Origin of the sequence: Vagococcus zengguangii, from assembly GCF_005145005.1 — a bacterium.
In the GTDB taxonomy this organism is placed as follows: domain Bacteria; phylum Bacillota; class Bacilli; order Lactobacillales; family Vagococcaceae; genus Vagococcus_A; species Vagococcus_A zengguangii.
Genome location: NZ_CP039712.1, coordinates 2,131,638 through 2,152,585, shown reverse-complemented (window position 1 = coordinate 2,152,585; position 20,948 = coordinate 2,131,638). Strand labels below are relative to the sequence as shown.

Here is a 20,948-nt window from a genome sequence, read left to right as displayed (position 1 = left end):
AATTATTTTTATGTTTTTACAAAATAGGGTATAATGGACGGGAGAGCCTTGTTAAAGAAGGGGGTTATATTAATGAGAAAAATTCTAGTAGTCGATGATGAAAAACCGATTTCGGATATTGTGAAGTTTAATTTAACAAAAGAAGGTTATGAGGTTTACACTGCTTACGATGGCGAAGAAGCGCTAGAACGCGTGGAAGAAGTTGAGCCAGACTTAATCTTGCTTGATTTAATGCTACCGAAAAAAGATGGTCTAGAAGTATGTCGAGAAGTTCGTAAGAATCATGACATGCCAATCATTATGGTAACAGCAAAGGATTCAGAAATTGATAAGGTTTTAGGGTTAGAATTAGGGGCGGATGACTATGTTACCAAGCCGTTTTCTAATCGTGAGTTAGTTGCTCGTGTCAAAGCTAACTTGCGTCGTCAAGGAACAAATAGTGCCAAAGAAGAAGAGGAAGAGTCTAATGAACTTGAAATTGGTGATTTAACGATTCATCCAGATGCCTATATTGTGTCAAAACGTGGCGAAAAAATTGAATTAACACACCGTGAGTTTGAATTGCTACATTATTTGGCGAAACATTTAGGTCAAGTAATGACGCGTGAACATTTATTGCAAACCGTTTGGGGCTATGACTATTTTGGTGATGTCCGAACAGTTGACGTAACCGTTCGTCGTTTACGTGAGAAAGTTGAAGATAATCCGAGTCACCCAACGTGGTTAATTACCCGTCGTGGCGTGGGATATTATTTAAGAAATCCAGAACAAGACTAGGAGCCTAACAATGGAAAAAAAGATTAATTTTTTCCAGTCGGTTCATTTTAAAATAGCTTTGGTGTTTGTACTACTGTTACTTGTATCAGTGGAGATCATCGGAGCTATTTTTATTCGTGAATTAGAACAAACCACGATTACTAACTTCAAGACAGGTGTTGATGTACAAGTCGAACAGTTAGCGGCTAATTTAAGCAATGAATTGTCTTCTGAAACGGAAGATGACTCAAATTTAAAGCGCTTGGTCAACGATTTTGTTCAAAATGACATTTTGGAAGTTCGGGTAATCGACGAAAAAGGGATTGTTCGCGCAACAAGCGAAATTACGGATCAAAATGACGTCGGAAAAAAGAATGACTATGGTAGTTTGACTAACGTAGATGAACGTGGGATTGAACAAAAAGACGCTACCACAGGGAAACGTGTGTATCGTAAAAATCAGCAAATTTACTCGCCTTCTGGTACATCAGTAATGGGGGCAGTCTATGTCAAAAGTGATTTAGAAGCCAAATACAAAGAAATCAGTAATATTACCTTGATTTTCTTCACCGCTTCGATGATTGCGATGGCGATTTCGGTGACGATTGCGATTTTAGTAGCGCGAGGTATTACTAAGCCTATTGGCGAGATGCAACAACAAGCGAAACGAATTGCCAACGGAGACTATTCGGTGCAAGTCGATGTCTACGGACGCGATGAGCTGGGGCTATTAGGAGAGACGTTCAATGAATTGTCTGATCACGTTAAAGAAGCTCACGAAACGTTGGAATCTGAGCGTCATCGTTTAGATGGTGTGCTATCACACATGACCGATGGGGTAGTAGCAACAGATCGCCGTGGTAAAGTAATTATTATTAATGAGATGGCGCAGTTGTTATTAGATACTACACCTGAAGAAGCCCTGTCAAAAAATATTGTAGATTTATTAGGGATAGATCCAAGTTATACCTTCCGTCAATTAGTGGAAGAAGAGAATGAACGTTTGATTGATATTTCTGAAGAGAATGAAGAACCAACCATTTTAAAAGCCGATTTTGCGATGATTCGTCGAGAATCAGGTTTTATTAGTGGGTTAGTATGCGTGCTACATGATGTGACGGAACAAGAAAAGAGTGAACGTGAACGTCGTGAATTCGTATCGAATGTTTCGCATGAATTACGTACCCCTTTAACAAGTATGCGTAGCTATTTAGAAGCATTATCTGATGGTGCATGGCAAAGTGAAGAACTAGCACCTAAGTTTATTAATGTTAGTCTTGAAGAAACTGACCGCATGATTCGTATGATTACGGACTTGCTTGAGTTATCAAGAATGGATAATAAAAAATTGGTATTACAAAAAGAATTAGTTAACTTAAACGAGATGTTTAAATTTGTCATTGAGCGTTTTGAGATGATGATTATGAGCCAAAACTTGAATTACACGATTAAACGTGAATTTACTGGTCGGACGATTTGGATTGATGCTGACTCAGATAAAATGATTCAAGTATTGGATAATATTATGAATAATGCTATCAAATATTCACCAGATGGTGGCCAAATTACATGTAGTCTACTAGAAACCCACAACAATGTGATTATTAGTATCACTGACCAAGGAATGGGAATCCCACGACGTGATTTACGTCGCGTTTTCGATCGTTTCTTCCGTGTAGACAAAGCGCGTTCGCGTGCAATGGGCGGTTCTGGCTTGGGCTTAGCCATTTCTAAAGAAGTTATTCAAAGTCATGGTGGAACAATTTGGGCAGAAAGTGAAGAGGGTAAAGGCTCTACCTTTATTATCTCATTACCATATGTGCCAATGGAGGAGGATGACTTATGGGATTAAATTGGTCGTATAAACTGGTCCGAACCTTGCTTATTTTAATGATAGGCATTAGTATCTTTTTATCGAGTTTAATTTGGGCGCAATCAAGTCGAACCTCAGTTGGCAATTATGCTGATAATGTGACGACTACTATCAAAGCATTTGCTGAAAAAGAAGTCTTTGTTCCTGTACGTTTAGTCCGTCATTTACCAGATGATAAGTTACTTTACACGAACCGTGAAAGTATTATGCAAAAAGTGACAGAAGAATTAAGTACGCTAGATTACGATTTAATAAAACAAGAAGCCATTGCTGATAATGAAGCCTATCGTGAGTTTGTAGCCAAAAAAGGCACGATTGAGTTGATGTTTGGCGACCTGCTAAACTTACCGTATTTTCTGTCGGCATTTGATTTTAAAATCGCTGCAGATGATCATTTAATGTTTAACCGTATGATTTTAAATTATCAAGATGAAACATTATCGTTTTTAAATGATGAAGATTATACAATTTGGACAAGTCACTATCAAGGAAGTTTAGCCAGTTTTCGCGAATTGATTTTAGATAAAAATACAGAGTACTTTGAAGTTGAAAGTAAAACCAACTTTGGTGACCGTATATTTTATAATATTACTTCTGAAATTAAATTAAAAAAATATAGTTATATTCTCGAAACACAGGCGTATTCCGTCTTTTCAAAATTACTGTTCGAGCCAGGTCAAGATATTATTCCATCAGATGATGCGAGTAAAAATTTGTATTTTTCAACGGCCAAAGGTCAATCACTAGCGATTGAAAATCAGACGGGAGTTATTAAATTTGAAAATCCTGCTGGTATCGAAGAGGAAAAGAATTCGGATGAGGAACTTGCGACGAATATTTATGGACGCACCTTTGATTATTTAAACAAACTAGGTAAGATGATTGGGAATATTCATTATTTTGAAACGAACAATTCGCAAGTCGTTTACCGACAATATGTTGAGGGTTATCCAATCTTTAGTGATTTTGAGCGCGGACGTGTCACCGTAACTGAAAGCAATCAAGAGACCACTATGAAGATGAATCAAAATACAATCTTAGTGCCGATTCCTTTAGATGAGGAAGTTCAGGTAGCGAATACCAACGAAGTCGTGGAACAATTGCGTTTGGCAGGTGTTAATTTTGATTTAGTAAGTGGCATGCAGATTGGTTATACGTGGTTGAATGAGCCAGGTCAAGATAAACAAATCGTTAATTTATCCCCAGAGTGGTATATTAAGTATCAAGGTGGATGGGAAACTGTCTCTACCGTTATTCAATCGGTAACAGAAGGAGGCGAAGTATAGTGGATTTTAAACGAGTATCCATTATTTTTCTGATTACCTTCTTTGTGTTGAATATCTTTTTAGGGACGACCTATCTTCAAGGACAACGAAGCCAAAAGCTGAGTGATTTAGGCGATTTAGCCCAGATTGAAGAGCGTCTAGCGGAAGAGAATATTAAGTATGACGGTAGCTTTTCAACAAAATCATTAGAAGCTTACTATTTGAGTGGTGTGTCATCAGATTTAGCGTCTCTAACGCTTGACGGGATGGCATTGTATACACAAAATGATTTAAATGGTAAGAGTGTTACACGTGATTTATCCGTCTTACCAGATTTAATCTTTAATGAAGCGGATCTAGTCAAACAAACGTCTAATTTTTTAGCATCTGATAATGGTGTTGCGTTTGGTGAAGAATATGACTATCGTAAAAAACTAAATGGTAGTAACCTATCATTATATTATACGCAAGATTATCAGGGCATTCCCTTCTATGATGAAGGTGGTTCGGTGACGGTCAACTATCAAAAAGTTCAAGAGATACCGAGAAAGTATCAATTAACGAGTTTGACTCAGACACATATCGCGAATATTGAAGAATTACGTGAGAAACAAAACGTTATTAGTGAACAAGAAGCAATTGCGACGTTGTATGTGAATAGTAAATTACCAGAGCGTAGTAAAATCCAAGACCGCATTTTAGCTTACACCCACATTTTTTCTGTTGATGAAAAAAATATTTACTTGCCTGTGTGGTTTATTTGGGTAAAAACGAGCGATGATAAAGTACAAATAGAAAAAGTTAATGCCTTTTCTAATACGATTATTACAACAAATGTCTCAGACGTGACGACAAATTAAGAATTTAGGAAGCAGGTTTTACAAATTGAGTGAAGAAATAGGGATGCACGTAAGTGTTTTGGCGAGTGGTAGTACTGGAAACTGCGTGTATGTAGAAACACCTGAAAAGAAAATGATTGTCGATGCTGGTTTAAGTGGCAAGAAAATCACGAGTTTATTAGCTGAAATTGATCGTACACCTGATGAGCTAGATGCGATTTTTGTGACACATGAGCATACGGACCATATTAAAGGTGTGGGGATTTTATCACGTAAATATGGCATTGATATTTATGCAAACGAATTGACGTGGCAAGCAATGGCCAAAAATATTGGCAATATTGCATTAGATCATCGTCATATTTTTGAAATGGGTAAAACCATGACACTAGGCGACATTGATGTTGAGAGTTTTGGGGTCTCGCATGATGCGGCAGCACCACAATTTTATCAATTTCACCGCAACAATAAGGCGTTTGCGGTGCTGACAGACACGGGTTATTGTAGTGACCGTATCAAAGGGACAATCAAAAACGCTGATGCGTATGTGATTGAAAGTAATCATGACGTGGAGATGTTGCGCATGGGTGGTTATCCATGGCACTTGAAACAACGTATTTTGGGTGATAAGGGCCATTTGTCAAATGAGGATGGCGCGTTAGTCATGACTGAATTAATTGGTGACAAGACGAAGAAATTATTTTTAGGCCATCTGAGTCGTGAAAATAACATCAAAGAATTGGCACATATGACAATGAATCATACGTTACAAGTTCATGATATTGATACCGTTAATACCGTCAAACTATATGACACTGACCCCGATTACGCAACCGACCTCTTCGCAATATAAAGAGGTGCTTGCGCGTGTGGTCAGGTCGTATTTATCATTGATTAGTTCCAACTATCTAAAAGTACTAGTTTACGCTAGTGCTTTTTTGTTATTTGTGGCATAATAGCGCTAAACCATTTTTGATTAGGGGGGATTTTTATGTCAGTACCACCGATTAAAAGCGTCAATTTAATTTTAGCTGAAAATCGTTTTATGGAAACAGAACACTTGTTGCTTCGCCCAATAGATTTGATCGATGTTGACGCGATGTATGAGTATGCAAGTGATGAAGAGGTGTCGCAGTTTGTCTTTCCAACGCATCAGTCACTTGAAGAAACCGCCAATACGATTGCGAATTTTTTTATTGCCGATAGCTTAGGCAAATATGCGATTGTTTTAAAAGAGAAGCAAAAAATGATTGGAACGATTGATTTACAGCGCCTCGATGAGAAAAATCGTAAAGCAGAGATTGGTTATACTTTGGCTAAAGATTACTGGGGGCAAGGACTAGCACCCGAAGCCGCCCGTCAAATTTTGTGGTTAGCCTTTGACCAATTAAAGTTAAATGTTGTCAGTGCATTGCATGATGTGGACAACCCAAAATCAGGTCGTGTGATGGAAAAAATAGGTATGAAGCCTATTGGCATTTTTCCTAATTATTTAATTCATAAAGAAAAAAATGTGGATATGAAAATTTATTGTCTAACGCGTGAGGATTATTTGGCGCAACAAACAAAATAAAAACAGCGTAGCTCAAGCGGCTACGCTGTTTTTGTCTATTTCATTAAGGTCAAGATAACGAGTGGGATACTGATAGCGATAAACCCCACAATGCTCATACCGATTAATTTTGCGATGAATGATTGCCATTTAAATGCTTTGGTTGCCCAAAGTGTCATTAAAACAGAAAACATATAGCAAAAGAATAGCGTAATAAAACGTTCCATTGTCATTCATACGTCCTCCTGTTGATAATAGTGGTGTTTCAAACAGTTCTCATTATCCTACAAAAGGTCAAAAAGTTCACTTGAGAGCGTCTAACCATGTCAGCATTAAGTCGCTACTTGTTGTTAGTTGCTCTTCAGATGTAATACTTGCTTGTTTGTCACCTTCTTGTTCGCCATAGCTACCAAACTGACCGTGGTTCCCACCTTCGATCACTTTATACTGAGTCGTAGTGGGTAAGTAATCACGAGCTGTTTCGTAATTTTCAGCATTTAGCACCCCATCTTGACTACCTTTAATGGATAAGACCGGTAAGTTTTTGCTGATTAGTTCCCCTTTTTCATCGGGGTAACTCGCTAAGAAAAAGACGCCTTTAAGTCCAATATTGGTTGTCGTGTTAGCAAAACGACTGGCCATTGTGCCCCCTAGTGAGTGCCCTCCAATGACAAAGTCGGTTAAGTTATAAGCATCGATTAACTGATCCGCTTTATTGGCTTTAAAGACAGCTAAATTTAACGGCATTTTGGCGATATAGACGGGGTAGCCCGCTTCTGCTAAGTTAAGTGCAAAGGGAACGTAACTATCAGGTTTTACTAAACCACCTGGGTAGTAGATGACAGCGGGTAATTTTTTGGCACTTGAATCAACGGGTGTGACTTGCCATGCCAGTTTGTCTTCTTTAACTGTCACGTTAGTTTGATGTTCTTTAATGGCAGCAGAGACGTCACTAGTAGCAGAATAGGTCGCCATTTTTAAATAAACGGCTGAACCTGCGATAATTAAGACGAGTAAACTTAAAACAATTGTAAAAAATTTTTTCATCAGGCTTAGTCCTCACTCATTGGGCTAAACAAGTAGGCTGTAACTAATTTTTCGGTCGCATCAATAGAGTCTTGATGCGTACGCTCAAAGGCATGACTCGCTTCAATTCCAGCGCCAAGTAAGCCGTGACGAACGTCTGCCCCAGCGCGCATCGCAGCCGAAGCATCACTACCGTAAAACGGATAAATATCTAGTTTGTAACCAATCTCATCTTGTTTACATAACTCAACTAAGTGATTACGTAAGCCTAGATGATACGGACCACTACCGTCTTTGACACAAATTGACACGGTGTATTCATCGGTTTGTTGGTCATCACCCATCGCGCCCATATCGACTGCCAAGTATTCAACCACTTTGTCTGAGATGTTTGAGTTACCGCCATAGCCGATTTCTTCGTTGTTTGAGATGAAGAAAGTGGTTGTGTAAGGTAATTCACGGTCATCGTCAATTAAGTTTTCCAGGAATTTAATTAAAATCGCCACGCTCACTTTGTCATCTAAGTGGCGTGATTTAATAAAGCCACTCGGTGTAATTTCAGTTCGTGGGTCGAAACTGATAAAGTCGCCTACTTCGATACCTAATGCACGTGTTTCGTCTGCGTTCGTGACTTGTTCATCAATACGGACTTCCATATTGGCTTGGTTACGTTCAGCTGTCCCAGCGTCAGCATAAACGTGGACACTTGTTTGGTGCATTAAAATAGTACCTGTATAGTTTTGGCCACTTTGGGTATGGATGGTACAGTATTCTCCTTCAATGGAGTTATAGCGGAAGCCTCCAATTAAATCTAGTTTTAAGCGTCCATTCGGTTTAATCGCACGAACCATGGCACCTAAAGTATCGACGTGTGCTGTAATGAAACGTTCCTGTGATGTATTTTGTCCAGGAACTGTCACAAGTAAGCTGCCTTTACGGTTCAATGTTGGTTCATAACCTAAATGCGTTAGGTGTGCTTTTAAATATTGGATAATGTCCTTTGTATTACCAGTCGGTGAAGGAATATTCGTTAACTTTTCTACTAATTCAATCGTACGTTCAGTCATATCATCATCTTCTTTCTAAAGTATTATCTATATGATAACAAACAACCGTCTATTTGATGAAGAAAATGCAGAAAAATCTCGTTTTATTTGGCTAATTTTTGTAAAAGTTTTAAGCGATAGTTAAATCCTAAACAAAAGATTGCAATCATTTATAAATACGATTACAATTTAGTAAGTATAGACATTTAGAAAGTTGGGTGTAGATGGACGTTCAAGAACAGAACTATGACCAGTTAAACGAAGAGTCTCAGAAGAAAATGCTTCGTGGCTCGGCTTGGATGACAGTCGGCAGTTTTGCTTCCCGGTTATTGGGAGCAATCTATATTATTCCATGGTATTTGTGGATGGGACAGCAAGCCGAATTAGCCAATAATTTATTTACAAAAGGATACAATATTTACGCATTATTTTTAATGATTTCAACAGCAGGGATACCTGGAGCGATTGCCAAACAAATTTCTAAGTATAATTCACTGAATGAGTACCGAGTGAGTAAGGAATTATTTAAACGTACTTTGATGGTTATGGGACTTTTAGGTTTAGTTTCATCGGCCTTTATGTTCTTTGGTTCACCGTTACTTGCGAATCTTTCAGGTGGTAATAAAGACTTAATTCCTGTAATGAAATCGTTAAGTGTGGCTGTGTTGATTTTCCCAGTGATGAGTGCTTTTCGTGGCTTTTTCCAAGGGAATCAAGACATGATGCCATCGGCTTTGTCACAAATTATTGAACAGATTGCGCGTGTCGCTTATATTTTAGTAACGGCTTATGTGATTATGAAAGTCGGTTCGGGTGACTATGTTAGCGCCGTAACGCATGCCACATTAGCTGCGTTTGTCGGTTCGTTTTTTGCCTTGCTACTTTTATTGTGGTTTTACAAAAAATACATGCCGCGTCTAGCTGCACTGGAAGCGCAAAGTCATAACGAAATTGAGATTAAACCAAATGAATTAATTAAAGAAATCGTGATGGAAGCTATTCCGTTTATCTTTGTAGGTTCTGCTATTACGATTTTTAAATTAATTGACCAAATGACGTTTGAACGTTTTTTAGGTAGCTACACCAATTATACAACCGAGCAAGTGGAGAAATTATTTACGTTATTTAGTGGGAATCCGGATAAATTAACGATGATTACTATTTCGATAGCGACCTCATTAGCGATTGCAGGTCTGCCGTTAATTACCGAATTGTACACGAAACAAAAGTTCCAAGAATTAGCTAAACAGTTAAGTGATAATATTCAATTGTTCTTCTTCGTGATGATTCCATCAACCGTTGGCATGGTATTATTATCAGATGAACTGAATACGGTTTTTTATCGTTCGGATGATTTAGGTGCTTCGTTATTAAGACAAGCGACTTATGTTGGCGTGGTGTTAGGTTTCTATATTTTAGTATCGTCAATTTTGCAAGGGATTTATGGCAATAATAAAGCGATTCGTTTCTTAGTTATTGGTTTGTTAATTAAGTTAATTTGCCAATTCCCATTTATTTATTATTTAGAATCATATGGTCCTAACTTAGCAACAGCGGTTGGTTTCTTAGTGGCGAGTGGCTTGACGATTTATGAAATTTACAAAATGACGCATTTTGATGTGGCATTAACTTTAAGACGCACCTTATTGATTATAATTTTGTCATTGATGATGTTGTTGGGAGCCTTTCTGGTTCAACAACTACTTTATTTCTTCTTATCACCGGCTTCAAAAGGCCCAGCATTTGCGATTGTGATGATTGTGGGATTAATCGGCGGTAGTATTTATGGCTATTTAGTCTTAAAACTTCGTCTTGCCGATAAGTTATTAGGTAGTCGTATGGCAGGATTAAGAAGAAAATTAAGAATTAGATAAACGTTTTAAAGGAGCGGGGCAAGTTGCCTAGCTCCTTTTTTTAATGTATGGATTCGTGTATGATACTAGGTAAGACAGACTAAGTGAAGTGAGGGAAATAATGAAAATCAGACTAGATAAAATGTTGAGCCATCTAGGTTATGGCAGTCGCAAGGAAGTTAAAACGATATTGAAAAAACACGAGCTATTAGTCAATGGTCAGCGCGTAAAAGATGGTAAAGTAAGCATCGAAACAGCGCAAGATCAGGTGTTTTTAGACGGAGAGCCATTAGTCTATGAAGCGTTTGTGTATTATATGTTGCATAAGCCTAAAGGGGTTATCTCAGCAACCGAAGATATTCGCGATCGTACTGTTATCGACTTAATCGTACCAGAGGACTATCGTCAAGGGCTATTTCCAGTTGGTCGTTTAGATAAAGATACAACCGGCTTATTATTACTAACGAATGACGGTGCCTTGGCGCATGACTTATTGTCACCAAAGAAAAAAGTGCCCAAGCGCTATTTAGCGCTAGTTGACGGTATCGTAACAGCCGAAGACCAAGCGTTGTTTGCCGAAGGGTTCAAAATTGATGGCGAGGAGTGGGTGAAGCCTAGTCTGTTAGAGATTTTAGCGATTGATGAGGTTAATAATCGTTCTGAGATCGCGTTGACGATTGTTGAAGGGAAGTTCCATCAAGTCAAACGAATGATGAAGACGGTTGGGAAAACTGTTTTAGAGTTACACCGTGAATCGATGGGAGGCTTGACGTTAGACATGGAGTTGAAGCGTGGAGACTACCGTAAATTGACAGCAGTCGAAGTAGAAATTTTACAAGGAAAAGCAAAATAATTGCATTATACCTTTAGGGGGTATATGATAAATCCATAAAATAAAATTTAAGGAGAATGAAAGATGTTATTTTTCGATAAGACCCCTAGTGTATCAGGAGAAACAGTACTAAATAAATTAAATGAGAAGCCAATGATTATTGATATTCGTCAAGCAGATGCGTTTAAAGAAGGACATATCCCAGGTGCAAAAAATTTAACAGCCGATCAAGCGGTTCAACAAAATTTTAAAGCAGGACAAGAAGTGTTTGTCGTTTGTTATGCCGGTATGAGTAGTCAGTCAGTCGTGAAAAAATTAGTGAAACAAGGTGTCGATGCTTATAGTGTACGTGGTGGCATGGGGGCTTGGCAAGGACCTACGAAAGGCGGTAAATAAAGAATGAAAGTGATTATTGTTGGTGGTGTAGCGGGTGGGATGTCTGCGGCAACGCGTTTAAGACGTTTAGATGAAACAGCTGAAATTATTGTATTGGATAAAGGAGATTATGTTTCTTTTGCGAACTGTGGTCTACCCTATTATGTTTCTGGTGAGATTTCAGAGCGTTCAGAATTATTATTAAATACCCCTGAAGGTTTAAAAGCGCGTTTTAATTTAGATGTCCGTGTTAATAATGAAGTCGTAGCAATTGACCGTCAAGCTAAAACCGTAACGATCAAAACACCAACTGGTGAGTACCAAGAAAGTTATGACAAATTACTATTATCTCCTGGTGCGTCACCTGTTGTGCCGCCTGTTATTGGTTATGAAGTTGCTCAAAACGTCTTCACATTAAGAAATGTTGAGAATTTAGATGAGATGATGGCCTATATCACGCAACATCAACCACAAAAAGCAGTGGTTGTCGGGGCTGGTTTTATTGGCCTAGAGATGGTCGAAAACTTAAAACTAAAAGGTTTAGAGGTAACTCTAGTCGAGAAAGCGCCTCATGTCTTGCCACCTCTAGATGAAGAAATGGCAGCTTACGTTTCGCAAGAACTCGTAAAACAAGGCGTGGATGTTCGCGTGAATACGTCAGTCGTTGAAATTTTAAACGAAGGAAAAGCTGTTCGCTTAGAAGATGGAACAGAGCTTGCGACTGATATGATTATTATGTCAGTTGGGGTTAAACCAGCGACGGATATTGCTAAAAAGGCTGGTTTAGCCTTAGGGATGCGCGACGGTATTTTAGTCAATGACCAGTATCAGACAAGTGACGAGAATATTTATGCCGTTGGTGATGCGATTATCGTCAAAAATCAAATTACTGGTGAAGAGGCCTTAATTTCACTAGCGTCACCTGCAAATCGTCAAGGCCGTCAGGTAGCCGATGTTTTAGCTGGCAAAGCGCGTCAAAATAAAGGAAGCATTGGCACCGCTATTGTGCGTGTCTTTAATATTAGCGCCGCTTCAACTGGTTTAACCGAACGCCAAGTCAAATTGAGTGGCAAGCCATATAAAGTGGTTCACACGCGTGGCAATGATCATGCGGGTTATTATCCAGGTGCCACCGCTGTGACTTTAAAACTGATTTTCAATCCAGAAACAGGTGAACTTTACGGAGCACAAGGGGTAGGTACTAAAGGCGTTGACAAACGGATTGACGTGTTAGCAACAGCGATTAAAGCCGGTTTAACTGTAGAAGATTTACCAGAATTAGAGTTAACTTACGCACCGCCATTTGGTGTAGCTAAGGATCCTGTTAATATGCTGGGTTATGTGGCGTTGAATGTGATGGAAGGGTTAACTGAAATGATTCAGTGGCATGAAGTTCCTGAAAAAATTGCTGCAGGTATGGTATTATTAGATGTAAGAAATGAAGGCGAGTTAAGCCGTGGTCAATTCCCTGATAGTCTCAATATTCCATTGAACCAATTACGTGAGCGTTTAGACGAATTAGACCCGAATAAGGCGTACCTAGTTAGCTGTGCAAGCGGTCAACGTAGCTATTTGGCTGAACGTTTGTTGAAACAACATGGTTTCAAAGCCACCAACTTAGACGGCGCGTTTTTCCTTTACTCAGTTGTTCGTCCGGAAGAATTAATCTAAGAAAATAAGAAAGAAGGTCAGCCATGAAGTGCGATGAAAAAATCATGAATCGAATGAAGCGTGCGGAAGGTCAAATGCGTGGGATTCAAAAGATGATGGAAGACGGCAAAGAATGTTACGACATTATGATCCAATTATCAGCGGTTCGTTCAAGTATTGAAAGTGTCATGGGCATTATGGTTGCTGAAAACATGAAAGATTGTTTTGAAAACCCGCTTGAAGACCCAACCGAACAAGCTGAAAAAATTGAGCAAGCGATGAAGATGATTAAAAAATTATAAAAGATTACGGCAGTGCCCCAGACTAGCCAATGAAATGCGTTCAACTTAAAAAAGTTGGGCGCATTTTTGTATAAAACAATCTGCCTGATGTAAAAAATATAGTATAATCAAACAATCATTAGGAGGTGAGCGTATGTCTCGTCAGAAGTTAATCGGGTTATTAATATTAGGGATACTAATCATATCAGGTGATTATTTTTTCGGTCACAATGCGAAGTGGTATCAAGAACCTGTCTTTAAAATTACAACTATCAAAGAAGAAAAAATGACGGATACAGAGTTTAACCAACAGTTAGAGGGGCACTTACTGAACCAATCGCAGCAAGCATTGACGATCGCACATCGTTATTACTACTCAGAAGCCGACAGTGTAAAGTTGCATGTTGGGGATACGGTATTTTTAGATAAACAACTGCATCAAGTCAGTCAGGTCAAACGTGACCAACAAGTCTTTCGGCTGTTGAGCGCTTTTTTATGCGTGCTATATTTATTTTCAAGTCGTCAGTTTGGCAAAAATATGGCGATTATTACTTTAAATACGTTGGTCTTCTTGTTGATTGCTAAAGGTTATACACAAGTCGGCAATTTTTCGTTAGTTGGAGCGATGATGTTATATAGTTTGATTTCAGTGGGATTAACAACGGCATTTTTAAGTCAGAATCACCGACAACGCTTAGCGATTATTTTGAGTACAATCGGAGGGACATTTTTTGCTTGGGGTATCGCGCTATGGGTATTAAAGGTCACACATCATGCGGGCTTACGGTATGAAGATATTGGCATTGTCACGCGTCCTTACCGTTCGATTTATTACAGTTCATTATTAATTGGAACGCTAGGTGCTACCACTGATATTGCGGTGACAATTGTGTCTACTATCACGGAAGTTCTAGCACAGCAACCCAAAGCGAACACTAAAACACTCTACAACGTTAGCCGGAATGTTGGTCAAAATATTTTAGGACCGATGACGAATGTATTATTTTTTGTTTGTTTAAGTGAAGTGATTCCGTTGAGTTTATTATATTTAGAAAATGGTTGGACCTATCAAAATACTTTCAGTAGTCTGTTGTCGTTAGAACTGTGTCGTGCTTTGACGGGTGGTTTAGGGATTGCACTGACTATTCCGCTAAGCGTTTTGGTGGGGTCACGTTTATTGAGAGGTGATAATTCATGAGCGCCGTAAGTTTAATGGCCATGATTTTAAGTGTGGTTGTGTTAATGGTTGGGGGAAAGAAAGGGCTTTTTACGTTGTTAAATTTAGCTTTTAATCTTATGAGTATTATCCTTGTGATTTGGGCATTGTCCAAAGGTTTCTCACTGGGACTTGTGGTGGCTATTTTTACAATCGTAACTTTTTTTAATAATTTTTGGTTATTTAATCAAGAAATTGATGCGTATTATACGAAAGTTAGTATGACGGCTTCTGCGGGAGTGATTTTGATAATGACGTGCCTATTGCCAGTGTTTTTACGCGCATCGGCTAGTTATGGCTTTGCGCCGGAAGAATTGGAAGAGTTAGGTGCCTTCTCACTAGACGTGCTTGTTAATTATCGTGATATTTTTGCTGTGTTGGTTATCGTGGCAATGGTTGGGGCAGTGATTGATGGTGCGATTTCAGTCGCTAGTGCAATGAGTGAAATTGAATCGGAGCATCCAGACATGACAGTTGCACAATTAAGGCAGTCAGGTTTACGTATCGGTCGTGATATTGTTTCAACCACGATGACCACACTGTTGTTAGCTTTTTTTGGTAATTATTTAGGCGTGGTGTTATTTATTCTTGATTTTAACTATGGTTGGCAGTATTTAATGAATGCACAGTTAGTGGTTAGTCAACTGGTCGTGATGTTTCTAGCAGCGATTGGGACGCTGGTCACGTTACCTCTGACGGCTTATTTGTATATAAAGATGAAACAATCGCCTAAATCAAAAGTGGGAGGAATCGAATAATGGAGTTAACATATCGTCATTGGGAAGTTTTTAGCCAAATACCTCATCAAGGAAATCCAGCTGCCGTCGTGGAGCAGGTCGAAAACTTAAGCACGGAAGACATGCAAATTATCGCAAATAAAATTGGTTATAGTGAGACGATTTTCTTATTGCCTTCAGCGTGTGCTGATTTTCGTTTGCGCTTTTTTAGTCCAGGCAGTGAAATGCCCCTTTGTGGACATGGCACAATTGCGGCGGTGTCTGAATGGTACGCGCAACAGGCACATCAACCGCAAAGCTTAACGATTGAAACGTTAGCAGGCGCTTTAACGATTGGTTTAGAAGAAGTTAATGGTCAGTTATGGGTTGAAATGACCCAAGCACTCCCTCAGTTTCAACCTTTTGATGGCGAGGTTGAACGTTTGGCTAGTAGTTTAGGGTTAACGGTTGATGATGTTGATCCGCGCTATCCATTAGTTTACGGCAGTACGGGTTCATGGACATTAATTGTCCCAGTTAAAGATTTAGCAGTGATGAAAAAAATGCGTCCCAATAATCAACAATTTCCAGAAATTTTAACGTCATATCCGCAAGCCTCGGTTCATCCCATTTGTTTAGACACGTATCACGAGGAGTGTTTAATGCATGGACGTCATTTTTCGGGTGCGGGCACAGGGACGATTGAAGACCCGGTGACTGGAACCGCTAGTGGTGTCATGGGCGCTTATTATCGGACCTATATCGCACCACAAGGGGATTTGCCGTTGACGATGATGATCGAACAAGGGCAAGAAATGGGAAAAGATGGACGTTTAGGTGTAACAGTTGAACGAGTTGAAGCACAATTACGTGTTAAAATAAAAGGTCAAGCGCTATTAGTTTCCAAAGAATTATTAAAACTTTAAATAAACACCGCGACAGTTACTAATCTAGCGTATAATAAAGACATAAATTAATCAAAAGGATGTAAGAGATGGAGAAAATTAGAGGATTTGAAGTAGTAAGTCAATTTGAAGGACAAGTAAACTTACCTGTTCGCGCGACTAAAGGTGCAGCCGGTTATGATTTTGAAGCCGCAACCGATATCATTATTCCAAGCATTTGGAAACAAGGCGTGGCAACAGCCTTAAAAGCGATGTTAAACAAAGAGAAATTTATCGCGGATGACGCAACCCAAAAAGAAATTAAACCAACCTTGATTCCAACCGGGATTAAAGCCTACATGGGAGCTGACGAGTATTTACAATTAACCAATCGTTCAAGCAATCCACTTAAGAACTATTTATGGCTTGCTAATGGAGTCGGCGTGATTGACAGCGACTATTATGGCAATCCAGATAACGAAGGGCATATCATGTTTCAATTCTTAAACTTCGGTTTGATGGACAAAAAAATCGCAAAAGGCGATCGTATTGGACAAGGAATTTTCTTGCCATTCTTAAAAGCTGATCAAGACGTCACATTGGGTGATCGTACAGGTGGTTTTGGTTCATCAGGTCAACGTTAGTTCTTTAAGTCGTTTTTAAGTTAGAAAAGGTAAGATAATCATCAAAAGAACGACTTAAGACCGACGAAAATCGCCTATTTTATGGTAGAATAAAGACAGTTATCGCAAGGAGGAACGATTAGTGGCTAAAAAAGCAAAAACTCATTTTGAATGTCAGGCGTGTGGTTATATTTCGCCTCAATATTTAGGTCGTTGCCCGAATTGTGGTACGTGGAATGAAATGATGGAAGTCAAAGAACAAGTCGAATCGGCACGTAATAGTCGTGTTGATTTGACCGGTAAACAAGCAAAACCGCAAACGTTAGGGGAAGTCACAACGAGTAAAACGCCACGTGTTAAAACCAGAATGGACGAATTAAACCGTGTATTAGGTGGTGGAGTGGTCCCTGGTTCTCTCGTGTTAATTGGGGGAGATCCTGGTATTGGAAAATCAACGTTACTGCTACAAGTATCACAACAGCTACATTTATCTGGTGGTAAAGTCTTGTATGTTTCTGGTGAAGAAAGTGCGGAACAAATTAAGATGCGCGCGGAACGTCTAACAGTGGAAGGTAATGATTTTTATGTTTATCCAGAAACTGATATGTCGCTTATCCGTCAAACAATTGAAACCTTAAAGCCCGATTATGTGATTATTGACTCGATTCAGACGATGATGCAACCGGAAATTACCAGCGCCTCAGGTAGTGTTAGTCAAGTACGTGAAACAACAGCAGAATTGATGAAAATTGCGAAGAGTAATCAAATTGCGATTTTTATTGTTGGACATGTCACTAAAGAAGGTGCATTAGCCGGTCCGCGTATGTTGGAACATATGGTGGATACCGTCTTGTATTTTGAAGGGGATCGTCACCATACGTTTAGAATTTTACGAGCGGTCAAAAATCGTTTTGGTTCCACAAATGAAATCGGTATTTTTGAGATGCAAGAACGTGGGTTAGTCGAAGTGACCAATCCTTCTGAAGTGTTCTTAGAAGAACGTTTGGACGGTGCGACCGGTTCAGCGATTGTTGTTTCGATGGAAGGTAGTCGTCCAATTTTGGCGGAAGTTCAGGCGTTAGTCAGTCCGACCTTGTTTGGTAATGCCAGAAGAACAGCGACTGGTTTAGATTACAACCGAGTAACCTTGATTATGGCGGTATTAGAAAAACGTGCCGGCTTGCTATTACAAAACCAAGATGCTTATTTAAAAGCTGCCGGTGGTGTTAAATTAGACGAGCCCGCGATTGATTTGGCGATTGCGATGAGCATTGCCTCAAGTTATAAAGATCGTGGTACGGATGCGAGTGAATGTTTTATTGGTGAAATTGGCTTAACGGGTGAAATTCGTCGGGTGAATCGTATTGATCATCGGGTGAAAGAAGCACAAAAATTAGGGTTTAAAAAAGTTTACGTTCCAGTGAATAACTTACATGGTTGGGAGCCACCTACGGATATTGAGGTCGTCGGTGTTTCAACGCTGAGTGAAGCATTGAAGCGTGTCTTTGGATAGAGAGGAGGAAAGGTTACACTTATGAAGAAAGTTTATCATATTATTTTGACCATTCTAGGTGGCGGGATTGGCGTGAGCATCTTACCAGAATTGTGGGAAGCCTTAAACTTAGATGGCAATGGTTATCTTAATAATTTTATTGTGAATATTTTAATTGGCGCGGGGTTATTTTATCTCTTATCACTCTTAACAGCTAATAAATTTATTTCACAGTATAAAAAATTAGAAGAAACAATTAGTAAAAAGAGTTCACAATATTTATTATTTGGTTCAATTGGTGCAATTATTGGGTTATTATTAGGGGTACTGATGTCAGTTCCGTTTTACAATATGGAAATCAAATTGATTCGCGATATTATTCCTGCACTTATTCTATTAACATTAGGCTTTTTAGGATTTCGTATTGGAACAACCAAAATGGATGACTGGCGTAAATTATTTATTCCAAAGAATCGCAAAAACGCAGAGGATGTCTTAGAGCGTAAAGTCGATGAAACATTCAGAAAGTACAAAATTTTAGACACTAGTGTTATTATAGATGGGCGTATTTATGACATCGCCAAAACAGGGTTTATCGAAGGAACCTTATTGATTCCTAATTTTGTGTTGTATGAATTGCAGTATATCGCGGATTCAGGTGATAGCTTGAAACGTGTCCGTGGTCGTCGTGGCTTAGACATTTTGAATGCTTTGCAAAAAGAAGAAAGTGTCGATGTTGAGATGTACGATGGTGATTTTGATGACATTACGGAAGTTGATAGTAAATTAATCCGTTTAGCAAAACTTTTAGATGGTGTTTTGGTGACAAACGATTATAATTTAAATAAGGTCTCTGAGTTTCAGAATGTACCAGTTTTAAACATTAACGCTTTAGCTAACGCGGTTAAACCAGTCGTTATTCCAGGTGAGAATATGCGAGTTAAAGTTGTAAAAGCTGGAACAGAACGTCAACAAGGGGTCGCCTATCTAGATGACGGGACGATGATCGTCGTAGAGGATGGCCAACATTTCATGAATAAAGAAATAGAAGTCGTTGTGACAAGTGCCTTACAAACGGCAGCAGGACGCATGATTTTTGCGAAACCAGTTCATGCACAACGTAGTATTATGGAAGAAAATAAATAATTTATAAATTTATTAAATAAAATGCTTTTTGAAGAAAGGATAATTAACATGACAAAAAAAGTTCGCGTACGTTACGCTCCAAGCCCAACAGGACATTTACACATTGGGAATGCACGTACAGCATTATTTAACTACTTATTCGCTAGAAACTTAGGAGGAGACTTCATTATTCGTATTGAAGATACCGACTTAAAACGTAACATCGAGGGTGGCGAGAAGAGTCAGTTAGAGAACTTAGCATGGTTAAACATTGATTGGGATGAGTCTCCAGACAAGCCTGGTAAATACGGTCCTTACCGTCAATCAGAGCGTAAAGACATCTATATGCCTTTAGTCGATCAATTATTAGCTAGCAATTTAGCTTATAAATGCTATTGTACGGAAGAAGAATTAGATGAAGCACGTGAAAAACAACAAGCTCGTGGGGAAATGCCTCGTTACGCTGGAACTTGTGCCCATTTAACACCTGAACAACAAGCAGCGTTTGAAGCTGAAGGTCGTGACTATGTGGTACGTTTCCGTGTGCCACGTGGCGAAGAATTATCATTTGATGACTTAGTAAAAGGCCCAATTACCTTTGAATCTGACAGTGTCGGTGGCGATTTCGTTATTTTAAAACGTGACGGCATGCCAACTTACAACTTTGCGGTAGCTGTTGATGATCACATGATGGAAATTTCACACGTTTTACGTGGGGATGATCATATTGCCAACACACCAAAACAATTAATGATTTATAACGCGTTTGGTTGGGAAGCACCTCGTTTTGGTCACATGACGTTAATCATTAACACTGAAACAGGTAAAAAATTAAGTAAACGTGACGAAACGATTTTACAATTTATCGAACAGTATCGCGAATTAGGTTACTTACCAGAAGCGATGTTTAACTTTATCGCCTTATTAGGTTGGTCACCAGTAGGGGAAGACGAAATCTTCTCGAAAGATGAATTAATTAAATTATTCGACGCGAACCGTTTAAGTAAATCACCAGCGTCATTTGATCCGAAAAAATTAGAGTGGGTAAATAACCAATACATCAAGTCATTAGATGTGGCAACCTTCACTGATATGTGTGTGCCATTCTTCGTTGAAAAAGGCTTGTTAGAAGCTGACATGACCGAAGAAAAACGTGCTTGGACTGAAAAACTAGTTGGTTTATATCAACCACAAATGAGTTATGCTGCTGAAATCGTCGAATTAACAGAAATGTTCTTCAACGAACATCCAACTTTAGACGAGGCAGCTAAAGAAGTTTTAGCGAGTGAAACAGTACCAACTGTTTTAGAAGCCTTTAAAGGACAAATAGAAAGCTTAGAAACGTTTGATGTTCCAAGTATTAAAGCAGCAATTAAAGCCGTTCAAAAAGAAACTGGCGTTAAAGGTAAAAACTTATTCATGCCAATTCGTGTAGCCGTTTCAGGCCAAATGCACGGACCAGAATTAGGCGACACTATTTTATTATTAGGTAAAGAAAAAACTATCGCTCATTTAAATGGAGCTTTAGCATAAAAACACGTTGA

General features: G+C 39.0%; 21 protein-coding genes and 1 other annotated feature (1 of these 22 only partly in view). Of the genes, 18 read left to right on the top strand and 3 right to left on the bottom strand.

The features are described from left to right. Positions 1 to 72 precede the first annotated feature (72 nt). From vicR to FA707_RS10170, 6 genes are all read left to right on the top strand, one after another. Positions 73 to 777 carry a cell wall metabolism response regulator VicR gene (gene vicR, locus FA707_RS10195; protein WP_136954098.1) on the top strand — a complete coding sequence of 235 codons (705 nt, stop codon included), beginning with the start codon at positions 73 to 75 and terminating at the stop codon, positions 775 to 777. 10 nt (positions 778 to 787) lie between these two features. Continuing rightward, on the top strand, positions 788 to 2,608 hold the full coding sequence (gene walK, locus FA707_RS10190; protein ID WP_136954097.1) for a cell wall metabolism sensor histidine kinase WalK: 1,821 nt from the start codon (positions 788 to 790) through the stop codon (positions 2,606 to 2,608). Next, positions 2,599 to 3,915 (top strand): YycH family regulatory protein, encoded by a 1,317-nt coding sequence (locus tag FA707_RS10185; protein ID WP_136954096.1) that lies wholly within the window; start codon positions 2,599 to 2,601, stop codon positions 3,913 to 3,915. The genes walK and FA707_RS10185 overlap by 10 nt, the downstream gene beginning before the upstream one ends. Then, positions 3,915 to 4,754: a two-component system regulatory protein YycI gene (locus FA707_RS10180; RefSeq protein ID WP_168177403.1), complete on the top strand. Its 840-nt coding sequence runs from the start codon at positions 3,915 to 3,917 to the stop codon at positions 4,752 to 4,754. The genes FA707_RS10185 and FA707_RS10180 overlap by 1 nt, the downstream gene beginning before the upstream one ends. A 43-nt stretch (positions 4,755 to 4,797) precedes the next feature. After that, complete coding sequence (locus FA707_RS10175) at positions 4,798 to 5,586, top strand: MBL fold metallo-hydrolase (protein ID WP_136954237.1); 789 nt, start codon at positions 4,798 to 4,800, stop codon at positions 5,584 to 5,586. Between the two features lie 138 nt (positions 5,587 to 5,724). After that, the gene (locus FA707_RS10170) at positions 5,725 to 6,306 is read left to right on the top strand and encodes a GNAT family N-acetyltransferase (RefSeq protein WP_136954094.1); all 582 of its coding nucleotides are present in this window, start codon (positions 5,725 to 5,727) and stop codon (positions 6,304 to 6,306) included. Positions 6,307 to 6,341: 35 nt separating this feature from the next. Here the strand turns inward: FA707_RS10170 and FA707_RS10495 are convergent, their stop codons facing one another. From FA707_RS10495 to FA707_RS10160, 3 genes are all read right to left on the bottom strand, one after another. Then, complete coding sequence (locus tag FA707_RS10495; protein WP_154299909.1) at positions 6,342 to 6,518, bottom strand: hypothetical protein; 177 nt, start codon at positions 6,516 to 6,518, stop codon at positions 6,342 to 6,344. A 70-nt stretch (positions 6,519 to 6,588) separates the two neighbouring features. Continuing rightward, on the bottom strand, positions 6,589 to 7,332 hold the full coding sequence (locus tag FA707_RS10165; RefSeq protein WP_136954093.1) for an alpha/beta hydrolase: 744 nt from the start codon (positions 7,330 to 7,332) through the stop codon (positions 6,589 to 6,591). Between the two features lie 5 nt (positions 7,333 to 7,337). Further along, entirely contained in the window at positions 7,338 to 8,378 is a 1,041-nt protein-coding gene (locus FA707_RS10160; protein ID WP_136954092.1) for a M42 family metallopeptidase, read from the bottom strand. Between the two features lie 203 nt (positions 8,379 to 8,581). Here FA707_RS10160 and FA707_RS10155 point away from each other — a divergent pair, with 203 nt between their 5' ends. The 12 genes from FA707_RS10155 (at position 8,582) to gltX (ending at position 20,937) form a co-directional block, all read left to right on the top strand. Beyond that, positions 8,582 to 10,231, top strand: coding sequence for a putative polysaccharide biosynthesis protein (locus FA707_RS10155; RefSeq protein ID WP_136954091.1), 1,650 nt, complete (start codon positions 8,582 to 8,584; stop codon positions 10,229 to 10,231). Positions 10,232 to 10,337: 106 nt separating this feature from the next. Next, positions 10,338 to 11,063 (top strand): pseudouridine synthase, encoded by a 726-nt coding sequence (locus FA707_RS10150; protein ID WP_281277694.1) that lies wholly within the window; start codon positions 10,338 to 10,340, stop codon positions 11,061 to 11,063. A 63-nt stretch (positions 11,064 to 11,126) separates the two neighbouring features. Then, entirely contained in the window at positions 11,127 to 11,438 is a 312-nt protein-coding gene (locus tag FA707_RS10145) for a rhodanese-like domain-containing protein (protein ID WP_136954089.1), read from the top strand. A gap of 3 nt (positions 11,439 to 11,441) precedes the next feature. After that, complete coding sequence (locus tag FA707_RS10140; RefSeq protein WP_136954088.1) at positions 11,442 to 13,088, top strand: FAD-dependent oxidoreductase; 1,647 nt, start codon at positions 11,442 to 11,444, stop codon at positions 13,086 to 13,088. Between the two features lie 23 nt (positions 13,089 to 13,111). Continuing rightward, complete coding sequence (locus FA707_RS10135; RefSeq protein ID WP_136954087.1) at positions 13,112 to 13,369, top strand: metal-sensitive transcriptional regulator; 258 nt, start codon at positions 13,112 to 13,114, stop codon at positions 13,367 to 13,369. A gap of 133 nt (positions 13,370 to 13,502) precedes the next feature. Next, the gene (locus FA707_RS10130; RefSeq protein ID WP_136954086.1) at positions 13,503 to 14,546 is read left to right on the top strand and encodes a YibE/F family protein; all 1,044 of its coding nucleotides are present in this window, start codon (positions 13,503 to 13,505) and stop codon (positions 14,544 to 14,546) included. Then, entirely contained in the window at positions 14,543 to 15,322 is a 780-nt protein-coding gene (locus tag FA707_RS10125) for a YibE/F family protein (RefSeq protein ID WP_136954085.1), read from the top strand. Before FA707_RS10130 ends, FA707_RS10125 begins: the two co-directional genes overlap by 4 nt. Then, positions 15,322 to 16,206, top strand: a complete 885-nt coding sequence (locus FA707_RS10120; RefSeq protein WP_136954084.1) for a PhzF family protein — start codon at positions 15,322 to 15,324, stop codon at positions 16,204 to 16,206. Before FA707_RS10125 ends, FA707_RS10120 begins: the two co-directional genes overlap by 1 nt. A 68-nt stretch (positions 16,207 to 16,274) precedes the next feature. Then, a complete protein-coding gene (locus FA707_RS10115; protein ID WP_136954083.1) occupies positions 16,275 to 16,808 on the top strand; it encodes a dCTP deaminase/dUTPase family protein in 534 nt (177 codons plus the stop codon). A gap of 121 nt (positions 16,809 to 16,929) precedes the next feature. Then, a complete protein-coding gene (radA, locus tag FA707_RS10110) occupies positions 16,930 to 18,300 on the top strand; it encodes a DNA repair protein RadA (protein ID WP_136954082.1) in 1,371 nt (456 codons plus the stop codon). Positions 18,301 to 18,321: 21 nt separating this feature from the next. After that, positions 18,322 to 19,425, top strand: a complete 1,104-nt coding sequence (locus tag FA707_RS10105) for a PIN/TRAM domain-containing protein (protein ID WP_136954081.1) — start codon at positions 18,322 to 18,324, stop codon at positions 19,423 to 19,425. Between the two features lie 48 nt (positions 19,426 to 19,473). Continuing rightward, positions 19,474 to 20,937, top strand: coding sequence for a glutamate--tRNA ligase (gene gltX, locus FA707_RS10100; protein ID WP_136954080.1), 1,464 nt, complete (start codon positions 19,474 to 19,476; stop codon positions 20,935 to 20,937). Continuing rightward, positions 20,936 to 20,948 (top strand) — a binding site (T-box leader) (it continues 198 nt past the right edge of the window). It overlaps the preceding gene by 2 nt.